The sequence below is a fragment of the Pseudomonas sp. GD03903 genome (assembly GCF_029840045.1).
Lineage (GTDB): Bacteria > Pseudomonadota > Gammaproteobacteria > Pseudomonadales > Pseudomonadaceae > Pseudomonas > Pseudomonas pseudonitroreducens.
The window spans coordinates 118,284-133,484 of record NZ_JAOCBT010000001.1; the positions used below are offsets into that span (position 1 = coordinate 118,284).

Consider the following 15,201-nt stretch of genomic DNA (forward strand, 5'->3'; position numbering starts at 1 on the left):
AGTGCAAGGAGGAGTGGCGCGATGAATGGATCCACTGTGCTGGTGACGCTGACCTACGGCGATCGCCTGGAGTACCTGGAAGAACTGCTGGCTCGCGCCTTCCGCGAGAAGGACATCACCCGCGCCATCGTCGTCAGCAATGCCTCGGTGGCGGAGCTGGACCAGCTGTTCATGCTCTGGCCCAACCGCGTGCAGGTGATCGAGCTGGACAGCAATACCGGCTCGGCCAACGGTTATGCCGTGGGCATCGAGGCCGCACTGAAGAGCGGCTGCGATTTCATCTGGCTGATGGATGACGACAACGCGCCGACACCGGGCTCGTTCGGGCTGCTCAAGCAACGCCTGATCGACTGCACGCTGCGCCATGGCACCGACAACACGGCGGTGCTGGGTTTCCGCCCGACCCACCAGGCCGACGTCGCTTCGGGCGTGCCGACCCGCTTCATCGCGCCGCCGCGCTCGAGCTACTTCGGTTTCCACGTGCGCCAGCTGCCCTACAAGCTCTGGCGGCGCACGCCCTGGGGCAAGCCGACACCACGTCCGGCGCAGCCGCTGCTGGAGCTGCCGTTCGCCTACTACGGCGGGCTGCTCGGCCACGCCGACCTGTTCCGCCGCATCGGCCTGCCGCGCCGCGACCTGGTGCTCTACGCCGACGACACCGAATACACCTTCCGCATCGGCAACCTGGGTGGTCACCTCTACCTGGTGCCCGAGGCGGGCCTGGACGACCTGGAGAACTCCTGGAACATCAAGGCGCGCACCTCCAACATCTACGAGACCTACCTGCTCGGCAGCTCTGACCTGCGCGCCTACTACGCCGCGCGCAACCAGGCCTGGTTCGACAAGAACCTGTGGGTGACCTCGCCGCTGATGTACCGCTTCAACCGCTGGGTGTTCATTCGCCTGCTGCACTTCTTCGCCCGCCGCCACCAGCGCGAGAGCCGCCTGGCCTTGCTGCTGCAGGCGATCCGCGATGGCGAGGCCGGCGCGCTCGGCATGAACCGGGCCTACCCGCTATGAGAGTGCTGCTGCTCAACACCCTCTACGCCCCGCATATCGGTGGCGGGGCAGAGGTCATGTTGCAGCACATGGCCGAGGGCCTGCATGCCCGTGGCCATGAGGTACAGGTGCTCTGCACCGGCCCGGAGGCGGGGCTGCGGCGCGAAACGCTGAACCAGGTGGCGGTGCTGCGCGCCGGCCTGCGCAACCTTTACTGGCCGTTCGACGAGCAGGGTTACGGCGCGCTGAAGCGGCTCGCCTGGCATGCGCGGGATCGCTACAACCACGGCATGCGCAAGGTGCTGGCGAAGGTGCTGGCAGAGCTCCAGCCGGACCTGGTGGTCTGCCACAATCTCTCGGGCTGGTCGATCTCCGCCTGGGATGCGATCCGCGCCGCCGGCCTGCCCATCGTGCAGATCCTCCACGACCAGTACCTCACCTGCCCGCGTGGCGTGCGCTTCCACAAGGGCCGCCACTGCGAGCAGCAGTGTGCGCCCTGCGCGCTGCTGCGGCGCAGCCACGCAGCGGCTTCGCGCGACGTCGATGCGGTGATCGGCGTCAGTCGCTACCAGCTCAACGCGTTGCTCGACGCCGGCTATTTCGCCGGCAGCCAGACTCATGTGGTCTACAACGGCTCGCCGATGGCGGAAGTGGCCATCGCTCCGCCGTCCGCCGGGCGTCGCCCGCTGCGCTTCGGCTTCATCGGTGCGCTGACGCCGAACAAAGGCGTCGAGTGGCTGATCGAGCAGTTCCAGGCGCGCGGCGACGATGCCTCGCTGCTGATCGCCGGACGCGGCGACGCGGCCTACGTGAACCAGCTGAAGTCCGCCGCCGACCCGCAGCGCGTGCATTTCGTCGGCTACCGCAAGGCGGCCGAGTTCTTCAGCGAGATCGATGTTGCCGTGGTGCCCAGCCTGTCGCCGGAGTCCTTCGGCCTGGTGGCGCTGGAAGCCTGCGCCCACCACCTGCCGGTGATCGCTTCGCGCATGGGCGGCCTGGTGGAAATCGTCCAGGACGAAATCAACGGCCTGCTCTGCTCGCCGGCGCGCCCCGACTCGCTGGGCGAGGCCATCGGGCGCCTGGTTCGCGACCCGGCACTGCGCCAGCGCCTGGCCGCGCGCGCCCGTGAGTACGTGGCGCCGATGCTCAGCGTGGAACGGATGCTCGACGAGTACGAAGCCATCCTTCGCCACACCCTGCTTACCCGCGGAGTCCAGCATGGAACTGCAATCCCCGTATCCACGCTTTGAGCTCGACCGTCGCGTGACCTTCGACCGCTCGTTACTGGCGCTCGGGGTGCTGGTGGCGTTGCTGCTGGTGGAGACATTCAACGGCGCGCTGCGCTTCTACACCGACCAGGCCGGGCTGTCGGCGATCGTCTATCTGCCCAAGGTGGCCTGCATCATCGCGGTGGCCTGGGAGCTGATCACTCGCCCGCAGCAGCGCGGGCTGTGGCTGTTGCTGATCCTCGCCGCGGCTTCGTTGCTGCTCGGGCGGCTGCATGGCGCCGAGTTCAAGAGCGGCTTCTTCGCCGTGTTCATCTACGCCCCGCTGCTGTTCGGCCTGCTCTGCGGCCCCTACCTGGAAATGCACCGCAAGGCGGTGGGCTGGATCATCGCCTTCTGCCTGGTCGCCTCCCTCATCGGTATCGCGCTGGACCTGCTGATCAATGTGCCGTGGAAGGGCTATACCTACTCCATGGGCGGCGTCGAGGTCAGCGCCAACCGCTCCTGGAGCGCCTACGGCCTGGATCGCATCGCCGGCTTCTCGCGGATGTCCTCCAGCCTGGCGATGATGCTGGCGGTGTTCAGCCTCTACCTGGGGTCGTTCCGCCTGCCCCTGCTGGCGCGCGGTCTGCTCTACGCGGTGGCGCTGGTGGGCATCGTGCTCACCACCAACAAGTCCTCCGCCGGCGCCTTCTTCCTCGCCCTCATGGTGATGAGCATTGCCCGCCAGCGCCTGCTGTTCCTGTTCGCCTCGCTGCTGGTAGTGCTGGGCGCGCTGCTGCTGCCGCTGTACGGCCTGTATGCGCAGGTCGACCCGTACCTGGCCAGCGCCACCGGCGATAACCTGATGGGCTCGATGGTGGATCGCCTGGTCAACACCTGGCCGAACCTGATCAAGGTGATGGACTACAACGGCTGGATCTACACCGGCGCCGGGTTGGGCATGACCGGCAGCGCCTACGCGGCCTTTCCGATCTTCGGTGTCGAGCAACTGGCGGTGGCGGACAACTCGCTGCTCTACCTCTGGTGCCTGTTCGGGGTGGCGGGTGTTGCCCTCTACCTGCTGGCGGTGCCGATGCTGATGCGCCTGCAGTGCCAGCCCGGCCGCGAAGCGCGCGCACTGCTCGGCATCGCCTACTGCATCCTGCTCATCGGCTGGACCAGCGACGTGCTCGAATCGCCAATTCCCAGCCTGTTCCTCGGCCTGGCCATCGGCCGCGCCCTGCGCCTGCCAGGCGAAGCCGCACCGCAACCGGCACCGCGTACCCTGCGACTGCAGGGCGGCATGCTCAGCCTGCTGGCCTGCGCGCTGCTGCTCGGCGGCCTGCTGCAATCGCCGACCAGCATGGCCAGGGAAACAGCGCCGGAGAACCTCGGCGCGCCGGAATTCATCGTCGGCGCCAGCACCCACCAGAACATCCGCGCCGGCAACCGCGACGGCATCAATCGCCTCGGCCGCGAGGCCGGCATTACCTCGTTCCGCGACGATGCCTACTGGTCCAGCGTCGAGCGCGAGCGCGGCAAGCTGTCCATCGATGCCGCGTGGCGCGCACAGCTGCGCAGTACGCGCAACCTGGGGATCAGTACGCTGCTGATCCTGGGCAACGAGAACCAGTTCTACGGCAACGCCAAGCCACGCGACGACGCTTCCCGCGAGGGCTATCTGCGCTACGTGCGCTACGTGGTGCGCAGTTTCAAGGGCCAGGTCGCCTTCTACGAGGTGTGGAACGAGTGGGACTCGGAAAACGCCACCGACAAGGACTTCAGCGACGACTACCTGACCCTGGTGCGCGCGGCCGCCAAGGTGATCCGCGAGGAAGACCCGCAAGCCAAGGTGCTCGCCGGGGCCGTCACCCTCAAGGGCATCCGCCAGGGCTTTGCCGAGCGCATCGTCGGTGGCGGCGTGCTCGACGTCGTCGATGGAGTCTCGCTGCACCCGTCGGTGTACTGCGAGGGCGAGATGTCCACGCCCGAGGCCTGGCTGGACTGGTTCCAGGGTGTCAACCAGAAGCTGCAGAACGCTGCCGGCAAACCGGTTCCGCTGTACTTCACCGAATTCAGCTGGCCAGCCCACGAAGGCGATTGCGGCATCAGCCGTGAACGCCAGGCCGCCTACCTGGCCCGTGCCTACGTGCTGGTGCGCAGCCTGCCGGACGTCAAGGGCGCCTGGTGGTACGACCTGGTGGACGACGGCATCGACCGCACGGACATGGAACACAACTTCGGCCTGCTTACCGCCGGCGGCCAGCCCAAGCCGGCCTACCACGCCATGGCCAGCGTCGCCGACATCATCGGCCGCTATCGCTTCGTCGGCCGCGTGCCGAACCAGGACCCGAACGTCTACCTGCTGCGCTTCGCCAAGGCCAGCGAGGAAGTCCTGGTGGCCTGGACCCTGGGCCACGAGCAGACCCTGAACATCACCAGCAAGCCTGGCAGCAGCGACACCCTCTGGCGCCTGGACGCCGTGGAGGGCATCGCCCGCCGCGAGGGCCGGCCGGTGCCCTGGCAATGCCCCGACGGCGGTGGCGAGTGCCAGGCCAGCATCCGCATCGACGCCTCGCCCACTCTGGTGCGCAGCGCGTCGGCCCCGCAACTGTCGTTGCGCTGACTCCCTCGCGGAGAACCCTCATGATCGTGATCAACGCGCGTTTCCTCACCCAGCAGGTCAGTGGCGTGCAGCGTTTCGCCGAGCAGATTTCGCTGTCGCTGGCGCGGCTGCGCAGCGACCTGCACTTCGTTGCGCCGCCGGGCGAAATCCTCCGCCCGGAAATCGCCCACCAGCTGCGTGTCGAGCAGATCGGCCGCCGTGGCGGGCACCTCTGGGAGCAGGTCGATCTGCCGCTGTGGCTGGCTCGCCATGGCCGGCCGCTGCTGGTCTCGCTGTGCAGCACGGCGCCGCTGGCCTACTCGAGGCAGGTGGTGACGCACCACGACATCACCTACGTGCGCCACCCGGATAGCTTCTCCTGGAAGTTCCGCGCGCTGTACCGCCTGATGATCCCGCTGATGCTGCGCCGTTCGCTGGCGCAGGTCACGGTCAGTGAGTTCTCCCGCCAGGAGATCGCCTCGCACTACGGCATCCCGCCCAAGGGCATCCATGTGATCGCCAATGCGGTGTCCGCCGAGTTCTGCAGCGGCCTCGAAGCGGCCACGCGTGAGCGACCCTACGTGCTGGCGGTGTCTTCGCCGGCCGCGCACAAGAACTTCACCCGCCTGATCGAGGCGTTCCGCCTGCTCGGCGACCTGGACGTGGAACTGCACATCGTCGGCGCCGCCAACCGCAGCTTCGTCGATGCCCAGTTGCAGCAGAGCGGGCAGGGCGACCGGGTGCGCTGGCTGGGCCGGCTGGACGACGACCAACTGATCGAGCAGTACCGCCACGCCGCGGTCTTCGCCTTCCCGTCGCTGTACGAGGGCTTCGGCATTCCGCCGCTGGAGGCGCAGGCCTGCGGCTGCCCGGTGGTGGCTGCCAGCAGCGCCTCGATCCCCGAGGTGCTGGGCAACTCGGTGCTGTACTTCGACCCCCTCGATCCCCCGGGCATGGCCAAGGCCCTGCGCCGGGTGCTGCTCGATCACCAGCTGCGCGCCGAGCTCTGCCGGCTCGGGCAGGAGAATGTGTTGCGTTACTCCTGGGACATTTCCGCACTGAGGCTTTCCAGCCTGATCGACAGCTTTCTGATGGAGCGCTCGGACTACCCGGCGCGCTTCGACGCCAAACAGATTGCCAAGCAAGGAGGCAGATCATGAAGGGCATCATTCTCGCCGGCGGTTCCGGCACCCGCCTGCACCCCATCACCCTGGGCGTGTCCAAGCAACTGCTGCCGATCTACGACAAGCCGATGGTCTACTACCCGCTGTCGGTGCTGATGCTTGCCGGCATCGACGACATCCTGCTGATCTGCACGCCCGCCGACCTGCCGAACTTCCGTGCCCTGCTGGGCGACGGCGAGCAGTTCGGGGTACGCCTGCAGTACGCCGTGCAGCCTTCGCCCGATGGTCTGGCGCAGGCCTTCCTGATCGGTGCGCAGTTCATCGGCGATGACTCCGTGTGCCTGGTGCTGGGCGACAACATCTTCTACGGCCAGGGCTTCACCGAAACCCTCCGCGAAGCGGCCGCGCGCCCCCGCGGCGCCACCGTGTTCGGCTATCAGGTCGCGGACCCGGCGCGCTTCGGCGTGGTCGAGTTCGATGCGTCGGGGCAGGTGCTTTCCATCGAGGAAAAACCCCGTGTGCCGCGCTCGAACTACGCCGTCACCGGCCTCTACTTCTACGACAACCGCGTGCTGGAGATGGCCCGGCAGATACGCCCCTCGGCGCGCGGCGAGCTGGAAATCACTGACATCAACAACCTCTACCTGGAGCTGGGCGAACTGCACGTGAGCCTGCTGGGTCGCGGGTTTGCCTGGCTGGATACCGGCACCCACGAGTCGCTGATGGAAGCCGGTCATTTCGTCCAGACCATCGAGCAGCGCCAGGGGCTGAAGGTCGCCTGCCTGGAGGAGATCGCCTTCCAGCAGGGCTGGCTCAGCGAAACCAGCCTGGCGCTGCAGGCCGAGCGCCTGAGCAAGACCGGCTACGGCCGTTACCTGCAGCAACTGCTGCTGGACAACCGACAGTGAATCGCACCCGGAGAGCCCGTGGCGGGCTCACCGGCACTGCGCCCGTTAACGGACTGCGATAACGAAGCAGCGGCTCAAGGAGCGATGCCGGACATCGCGAGGTCATCATGCCCAACAAGACAAAAGGAATTCTGCGAGCGCACCAGTCGCTGATCTCTCTGGCGCATCGCCTGAGCGACATCCTGGTGATCGTGCTCACCGGGGTCATGCTGCTCAGCGCCGGCAATGGTGTGCTGGACGCACAGATCTGGGTCTCGGTGCTGCTCTGCGTCATGCTGTTCCACTGGCTCGGCGAGCTGAACCAGCTCTACGGCTCCTGGCGCGGCGAGTCGCTGCTGCGCGAGTCGCTGAGCGTCACCCTGTACTGGTCGCTGGCGTTCTTCGCCGTGCTGCTGCTGGACATCTCCCTGCGTCATGTCGAGCTGGAAGAGCCGCGGCGGCTGGGTTGGTTCGCCGCGGCGCTGCTGATCATGGGCGGCTACCGCCTGGCCATCCGCATGCTCCTGCGCGTCGCCCGCCGCCACGGCTTCAACAGCCGCAACGTGGCCATCTACGGCACCGGCGAAGTCGGCGCGCGACTGGCCGAGACCATCCTCGCCGCGCCCTGGATGGGCCTGCGCCTGATCGGCTTCTACGACGACCGCCCACAGCAGATGGAGCTCGGCGAGCGAGTGCCGGTGAAGGGTGACCGCCTGGCGTTGATCGAAGCCGCCCGTTCGGGGCAGATCGACAAGGTCTACCTGACGCTGCCGCTATCGCGCGAGCCGCTGCTCAACGAGCTGATCCGCGAGCTCTCCGACACTACGGTGTCGGTGTACCTGATCCCCGACCTGTTCATGTTCGACCTGCTGCATGCGCGCAGCGAAAGCATCAACGGGCTGGCCACCATCAGCATCTTCGACACGCCCATGGACGGCCCCAACGCCGTGCTCAAGCGCATCGAGGACGTGCTGCTGGCCTCGTTGATCCTGTTGCTGATCGCCGTGCCCATGCTGCTGATCGCCGTCGCCGTGAAGCTCACGTCGCGCGGTCCGGTGCTGTTCCGCCAGACCCGCTACGGCATGGACGGCCGGCCCATTCGCGTCTGGAAATTCCGCAGCATGACGGTCATGGAGGACGGTGCCGCCGTCGTCCAGGCCTCGCGCAACGATTGCCGCATCACCCCGCTGGGCGCCTTCCTGCGGCGCACCTCGCTGGATGAGCTGCCACAGTTCTTCAATGTCTTGCTCGGCGACATGTCGGTGGTCGGCCCACGCCCCCACGCCGTGGCGCACAACGAGCAATACCGGCGTCAGGTCAGCCGTTACATGCTGCGTCACAAGGTCAAGCCGGGCATCACCGGCTGGGCCCAGGTGAACGGCTGGCGTGGCGAAACAGACACCCTGGAGAAGATGCAGAAACGCATCGAGTTCGATCTCGACTACATCGAGAACTGGTCCGTCTGGTGGGACCTGAAGATCGTCGTGCTGACCCTGTTCAAGGGTTTCGTACACCGCAACGCCTACTGAGTCTTCACACTCGTTTCAAGGAAGGATTGCCATGAAAAACCTGCTCGCTTTCAGCTTTGTAGTCGGCAGTCTGGCGCTACAAGGCTGCGTGTTCTCCCCCGGTCAGCACATGACGGATTCCGATATCCAGCGCGAGGCACAGAAAGAGGGGATGAAGATCACCCTCGTCCCCATCACGCCCCAGGTGCTGCAACGCCAGGAGGCCGACTTCGCCGCCAAACCCGGGGTCGCCGCAGAGTTGCTGAACTATCGCCCGCCGCAGGAAGACTACGTGATCGGCGGCGGCGACGTGTTGCTGGTAACCGTCTGGGACCACCCGGAACTGACCAGCCCCGGCTCCACCCAGCAGATGGAAGCCAACGGCCGCGTGGTCGGCGCCGATGGCAATATCTTCTTCCCCTATGCCGGAGTGGTGCGCGCCGAAGGGCAGACGCCGGCGCAACTGCGCAAACGCCTGTCCAGCCAGTTGGCGAAGAAGGGCATCGTCGACCCGCAGGTGGATGTCACCGTGCTGCGCTACGCCAGCCAGCACGTGGTGCTTTCCGGGGCCTTCCAGAACGGTGGGCAGGTCGAACTGAACAACACGCCCACCACCCTGGTACAGGCGGTCAGCAAGGCCGGCGTGATCACCGGTGAGGCAGACCTGTCCGGCCTGGTCCTCAAGCGTGATGGTCGGGAGTACGTGCTCGATGTCGATGCGTTGAACCGCTCGGGCTCGACACTCAGCGGCATCTACCTGAAGAACGGCGACCAGATCCACCTGCCGTATAACGACCGCAAGAAAGTCTACGTAGTCGGTGAGGTGGAACGTCCGCAGGTGGTCACCTACCGCACCACCGGCCTGTCACTGCTGGAAGTGCTCGGCAATGCCGGCGGCCTGGCCCCGGAAACCTCCGACGGCGACTCGGTGTACGTCATCCGCGGCAACCCGCAGTCGGTCGCCGGTAGCACCGCGGGCACCTTCCAGGCCCAGGTCTTCCACCTGGAGGCCAAGCGCCCGACCGCCTATGCCCTGGCCAAGGAGTTCGCCATGCAGCCGCAGGATGTGGTGTTCATCGGGCCGGCCAACATCACCCGCTGGAACCGCTTCATCAGCCAACTGCTGCCGTCGGCCAACATCGTCAGCACCAGCGCCGCGGTTGGGGGCAACTGATCGGTCACGGCACGTTCCGGCGGGGTCCGCTGTGCTCGGGAATTTTCTCACGGCAGCGGATGGATCGCTGGAATCGACTCCGCGCCCGGTGGTGGCCATCATTGCCGCCATCGGGTGCAGGGACGCACCACTCCAAGGCGGATCCCACTCCGCCCTCTCCTTTGGGGCCTCCCCCTAGCACAGGCCCCGAACCCGCCCGCGTTGCAGCGCCGGCGGGTTTTTTTTGCCTGGTCGCCAGTGACGTAGGCAGTTGCCTTGCGCTCTTTCTGGTCCGTCAGTCAATTCGTACAAACTGGGTACCTCCTCAGGGAGGCGGCCTTGGCCAGTGCTCGTGCTATCATATATTCCATAAAGAAATTACATAGTAATAATTAATTCTTTTTTGATTTATAGAGCTTCTTTTATCGTGGCCCCCAGCGTTGCCGTGACAGCGAAAGGGGATGGCGGTTATCCGCCAGGACGACGGGGGCTCTTGGCGGTTTTCCGCTGATTTATCTGAAGGAATTTGCTTGCAGATCGTTCCGAGTGTCGGAAATGACTGGGTGTCAGACAGGTAAGGCCGGTTGGCCTGGGGATTGCCTAGCCACTGACGCATGCCCAGCGCATTGCCACAACAACAAGACACGAGATCCGATCCATGCCATTCCATTCTTCTGCTGCCCTCCCGCCTGCTTGCCTGCGCTTGAGCCCTGTCTAGGGGAGCGCCGTACACCGCCGAATAACCGCATGCCGAGCGTGCCTGACACGCCACGGTCGCTGCTTGCCGTTCGGTCGAGCTCCGCTGGAGCCAGTCGTTGTCTCGAATGGCCTGCTTTCCAAGATCAATAAAATGGGGAAATTCCAATGAAAAGCCGCACTCTCACGCAATCGGGCCTCGCGCTCGCCATCGCTGCCGCAGGCCTCGCGCAATCCGCCGTCGCTGGTGGGTTCATCGAAGACAGCAAGGCCAACCTGACCCTGCGCAACTTCTACATCAACAGCGACAACCGCAACGGCACTGCCGAGCCGAGCAAGCAGGAAGAGTGGGGCCAGGGCTTCCTGCTCAACTACACATCCGGCTTCACCGAAGGCACCGTCGGCTTCGGCGTCGATGCCCTGGGCCTGCTGGGCGTGCGCCTGGACAGTGGCAAGGGCACTCACTACAACCCGACCAGCTCGAGCTTCTCCGGCACCGTGTTCCCCACCGACGGCGATGGCCGCGCGGTGGATGATTTCTCCCACCTGGGCGCCACGGGCAAGGTGAAGGTTTCCAACACCCTGCTGCAGTACGGCACCCTGCTGCCCAAGCTGCCGGTGGTGACCTACAACGACGGTCGCCTGCTGCCGCAGACCTTCGAGGGTGGCCAGATCACCTCCAACGAGTTCAAGGACCTGACCCTGCTCGGCGGCCAGCTGGAGCACATGAAGGGTCGTAGCTCCAGCAACAACGAAGGGCTGTCGATCGCCGGTGCCAACAATGCGCGCACCGGCCAGTTCGTCAACAAGTTCTACTACGGCGGCGCCGACTACAAGCTGACCAAGGACCTGACGCTGCAGTACTACTACGGCAACCTGCAGGACTTCTACAAACAGCACTTCCTCGGCCTGCAGCACAACTGGGCGATCGGCCCGGGCGTACTGAAGTCCGATCTGCGCTACTTCCACAGCAGCGACGACGGCAAGAACGGTCACGACTCGAGCTACTACACCAGCGGTTACTACGGCGGCAACACGCTCAAGGGTGAAGTCGACAACCGCGCCTGGAGCGGCCTGTTCACCTATACCGTGAGCGGCCACAGCTTCGGCGCCGGCTACCAGCAGCTCAGCGGCGACAGTGATTTCCCGTTCATCAACAACGGCGACGGCGCTACCGCCTACCTGATCACCGACGTGCAGATCGGCAAGTTCCTGCGCGCCGGCGAGCGCACCTGGCAGGTCCGCTACGGCTACGACTTCGCCCAGGCTGGCCTGCCGGGCCTGACCTTCCAGACCCTCTACCTGCGTGGCGACAACATCGACACCGCCCAGGGCGACAAGAGCGAGTGGAGCGTGACATCTCCCTGGCCTACGTGATCCCGGACGGCACCTTCAAGGGCCTGGGCTTCACCTGGAAGAACGCTTCTCTGCGCAGCGGCCTGCCGGCCGCCAGCCAGCCGGGCACTCCGGCCCAGCGCGACCAGGACGAAAACCGCCTGATCGTCAGCTACACCATTCCGCTGCTGTAATCTTCGCGGGCTGAAAAAGCCGCCGACCTCGCCAGAGGCGGCGGCTTTTTTCATGGCACCGGGCGGGCCTGGCGCCGGGCTGTCCGGGGGGAAATCTCGCTGGTCGAATCCGTGTTCTGAGCCCTCTCTTCGGAGACTTCCCATTCATTTCCGGGAAGGCGCGTGCTGCGCGAAAAAACCAAGCGTGAGCGCGGTCAAAGATCGCGCAAGGGGCTGCCAACTGCCGGGCGATTTCCCACATGGCAGCAGGCCTTCTCATATGGTGGCGCTGGTCGCGCGGACCGGGGGAAGGGCGTCGAGCACGTCTTCCGGTGACTGAGTGACGAAGCGAATGCCGCCTGGGATGTGCCCTGATCATCTGGCGCACCCGGCCATCCGTGGAGCTGCAAGGCGGCGCAGATCGCCCATCGGGGCTCCCTTGCTTCCGTCGACATTCACTCATCCCTGCATCCGCCGTGACCACGACTGCCGTCATCCATTTCGCCGGGCGCACTGCGTCGGCAACCCGGTGACGCGCTTACGAACATGTCATGGGGAATTGCTATGTATTACCGCACGCTCAAGTTTTCCGGTCTGGCCGTGGCCATCGCCACCGCCGGTCTGGCCCAGTCGGCCGCCGCCAGCGGCTTCGTCGAGGACAGCAAGGCCAGCCTCGGCCTGCGCAACTTCTACATCAACCAGGATAACCGCAACGGTTCCGCACAGCCGAGCAAGTCCGAGGAGTGGGGCCAGGGCTTCCTGTTCAACTACGCCTCCGGCTTCACCGACGGCACCGTCGGTTTCGGTGTCGATGCTCTCGGCCTGCTGGGCGTGAAGCTCGACAGCGGCAAGGGCACGCACTACAACCCGGATAGCAGCAACCTAAGCGGCATCACCTTCCCCACCGATGAGCATGGCCGCGCCGTGGACGACTTTGCCAGCCTGGGGATGACCGCCAAGGTCAAGGTTTCGCAGACCGAGCTGCGCTACGGCACCCTGCAGCCCAAGCTGCCGGTGGTGACCTACAACGACGGCCGCCTGTTGCCGCAGACCTTCAGTGGCGGGCAGGTCACCTCCAAGGAGTTCAACGACCTGACCTTTGTCGCAGGCCAGCTCGAGCACATGAAGGGGCGTACCTCGAGTAACTCCGATCAGGGGCTGTCCATCGCAGGTGCCAACGCTGGCGGTAAGTCGGGGAACGCCCACTACACCAACAAGTTCTACTACGGCGGTGGCGACTACAAGGTGGGTGAGAACACTACCTTGCAGTACTACTACGGCAACCTGCAGGACTTCTACAAACAGCACTTCCTCGGCCTGCAGAACAACTGGGAGCTGGGCGCCGGCGTGCTGAACACCGACCTGCGCTACTTCCGCAGCCGCAACGATGGCAAGAATGGCCATGATGCCGCCTACTCCACCACCGGCTACTACGGTGGCGGCGTCACCCGCGGGAAGGTCGACAACAACGCCTTCAGCGGCCTGTTCACCTATACCATCAGCGGCCACAGCTTCGGCGCCGGTTACCAGCAGCTCAGCGGTGACAGCGATTTCCCGTTCATCAACGATGGCGATGGCGCCACCGCCTACCTGATCACCGATGTGCAGATCGGCAAGTTCCAGCATGCCGGCGAGCGCACCTGGCAGGTACGCTATGGCTATGACTTCGCCAAGGCTGGCCTGCCGGGCCTGAGCTTCCAGACCCTGTACCTGCGTGGTGACAATATCGACACCCGTTACGGCGACAAGAGCGAATGGGAGCGTGATATCTCCCTGGCCTACGTGATTCCGGACGGCAACCTCAAGGGCCTGGGTTTTGCCTGGAAGAACGCAGCTTTGCGCAGTGGCTTGCCAGTCAGTGGTGCCGGCACCGCAACCCAGCGTGACCAGGATGAAAACCGCCTGATCGTCAGCTACAGCATTCCGCTGCTGTAATTCTCGCGGGATAACGAAGAAGCCGCCGACCTCGCCAGAGGCGGCGGCTTTTTCATGGGTGCGGAAGACGGCTCTTCGTAGGAGCGAGCTTGCTCGCGAACCAGTCGGGTCGCGAAGTCGTTCGCGAGCAAGCTCGCTCCTACAGAGGCATTCCTCCGCCAATGAAAAGGCCGTCGCTCCGTTAGGGGCGACGGCCTTTTCATTGCTCAGCGAATCAGCGAATCAGCGAATCAGCGTTTCTGCGGCGCTGGCTGCTGCTGGGTGATGCAGTGGATGTTGCCGCCACCCAGGAGGATTTCGCGGCCCGGCACCATGACGATCTCATGCTCGGGGAAGATGCGCTTGAGGGTAGCTTCGGCCTCGGCGTCCGCCGGGTCGTCGAAGCGCGGGGCGATGATGCCGCCGTTGACGATGAGGAAGTTGACGTAGGAGCCGGCCAGGCGGATCGACGGATCGCGCGGCTGGGTGCCGATCACCAGGTCGATGCCTTCGCACTCGGCTTCGCTCGCGTGGATCGGGCCGGGGATGACGATCTTGTGCACGGTGAGCTGGCGGCCCTTGGCGTCGCGGGCGGTTTCCAGCACGCGCATGGCGGCCTGGCAGCGCTCGTAGTTCGGGTCGTTCTCATCGTCGGTCCAGGCCAGCAGCACTTCACCCGGGCGTACGTAGCAGCAGAAGTTGTCGACGTGGCCGTCGGTCTCGTCGTTGAACAGACCGTCCGGCAGCCAGATCACGGTGTCGATGGCCAGGTGCTCGCGCAGCACCGCTTCGATCTCTTCGCGGCTCATGTGTGGGTTGCGGTTGTGGTTGAGCAGGCATTCTTCGGTGGTGATCAGCGTGCCTTCGCCGTCCACGTGGATCGAGCCGCCTTCCAGCACGAAGCCTTCGGTGCGGTAGCCGTCGCAACGCTCGATGCCGAGGATCTTGCTCGCCACCTGATCGTCGCGGTGCCAGGGGAAGTACAGGCCGCCTTCCAGGCCACCCCAGGCGTTGAAGGTCCAGTCCACGCCGCGCACTTCACCGCTGTCGTTGGTGACGAAGGTTGGGCCGGTGTCGCGCACCCAGGCGTCGTCGTTACTGATTTCCACCACGCGGATGTTGGCCGCGTCGGCCAGCTGGGCACGGGCGTTTTCGTACTGGCCAGCGGATACACCGACGGTCACCGGTTCGAAGCGGGCGATGGCGCGGGCCACGGCGCTGAAGGCTGCCTGCGCCGGCTTGCCGCCCAGGCGCCAGTTGTCCGGGCGTTCCGGCCAGACCATCCAGGTTTGCGTGTGGGGTTCCCATTCCGCCGGCATGCGGAAGCCATCGGCGCGGGGAGTGCTGGTCAGCGTGGTCATGGGGCGGTCCTTGGTGTTTGCTTCGTGGAAGGGTGAGCCGATAGCCAGCGATGGGTATCGCTGCGCTCCACCCATCCTACGGATCGGGTTGTGTCATTCGAGAGGGCGTCGCCGTCGAGTGCTGCGAGCGGCCAGTATAGGTCGCCTGCCAGGGAGCCGCGGCGACGCATTTCCGTGTGGGAGAATTTATATCCGATAAAAATCGGTTTATGAAGGGTGGTTATGAAATATTTCGCCC

The 15,201-nt window shown here is 65.2% G+C and carries 9 protein-coding genes and 1 pseudogene; 9 read left to right on the plus strand and 1 reads right to left on the minus strand.

All coding sequences use genetic code 11. The annotated features are described in order from the left end of the window. Nucleotides 1-21: 21 nt before the first annotated feature. From N5C91_RS00600 to N5C91_RS00640, 9 genes and pseudogenes are all read left to right on the plus strand, one after another. On the plus strand, nt 22-1,020 hold the full coding sequence (locus tag N5C91_RS00600; protein WP_279826907.1) for a glycosyltransferase: 999 nt from the start codon (nt 22-24) through the stop codon (nt 1,018-1,020). Continuing rightward, nucleotides 1,017-2,249: a glycosyltransferase family 4 protein gene (locus N5C91_RS00605; RefSeq protein WP_279826910.1), complete on the plus strand. Its 1,233-nt coding sequence runs from the start codon at nt 1,017-1,019 to the stop codon at nt 2,247-2,249. The genes N5C91_RS00600 and N5C91_RS00605 overlap by 4 nt, the downstream gene beginning before the upstream one ends. Further along, nucleotides 2,218-4,833, plus strand: a complete 2,616-nt coding sequence (locus N5C91_RS00610; protein ID WP_279826912.1) for a hypothetical protein — start codon at nt 2,218-2,220, stop codon at nt 4,831-4,833. Before N5C91_RS00605 ends, N5C91_RS00610 begins: the two co-directional genes overlap by 32 nt. Before the next feature lie 20 nt (nt 4,834-4,853). Next, a complete protein-coding gene (locus tag N5C91_RS00615; RefSeq protein ID WP_236174328.1) occupies nt 4,854-5,972 on the plus strand; it encodes a glycosyltransferase family 1 protein in 1,119 nt (372 codons plus the stop codon). After that, nucleotides 5,969-6,844, plus strand: coding sequence for a glucose-1-phosphate thymidylyltransferase RfbA (rfbA, locus tag N5C91_RS00620; protein WP_236199223.1), 876 nt, complete (start codon nt 5,969-5,971; stop codon nt 6,842-6,844). Before N5C91_RS00615 ends, rfbA begins: the two co-directional genes overlap by 4 nt. Nucleotides 6,845-6,951: 107 nt before the next feature. Further along, the gene (locus N5C91_RS00625; RefSeq protein WP_279826918.1) at nt 6,952-8,352 is read left to right on the plus strand and encodes an undecaprenyl-phosphate glucose phosphotransferase; all 1,401 of its coding nucleotides are present in this window, start codon (nt 6,952-6,954) and stop codon (nt 8,350-8,352) included. Nucleotides 8,353-8,383: 31 nt separating this feature from the next. After that, nucleotides 8,384-9,505 carry a polysaccharide biosynthesis/export family protein gene (locus tag N5C91_RS00630; RefSeq protein WP_236174331.1) on the plus strand — a complete coding sequence of 374 codons (1,122 nt, stop codon included), beginning with the start codon at nt 8,384-8,386 and terminating at the stop codon, nt 9,503-9,505. Between the two features lie 843 nt (nt 9,506-10,348). Continuing rightward, a pseudogene (locus tag N5C91_RS00635) lies at nt 10,349-11,709 on the plus strand (OprD family porin). 543 nt (nt 11,710-12,252) lie between these two features. Next, complete coding sequence (locus tag N5C91_RS00640; RefSeq protein ID WP_279826924.1) at nt 12,253-13,623, plus strand: OprD family porin; 1,371 nt, start codon at nt 12,253-12,255, stop codon at nt 13,621-13,623. A 230-nt stretch (nt 13,624-13,853) separates the two neighbouring features. Here N5C91_RS00640 and aguA read toward each other — a convergent pair whose 3' ends face one another. Next, nucleotides 13,854-14,963, minus strand: coding sequence for an agmatine deiminase (aguA, locus tag N5C91_RS00645; RefSeq protein ID WP_236199222.1), 1,110 nt, complete (start codon nt 14,961-14,963; stop codon nt 13,854-13,856). Nucleotides 14,964-15,201 lie beyond the last annotated feature (238 nt).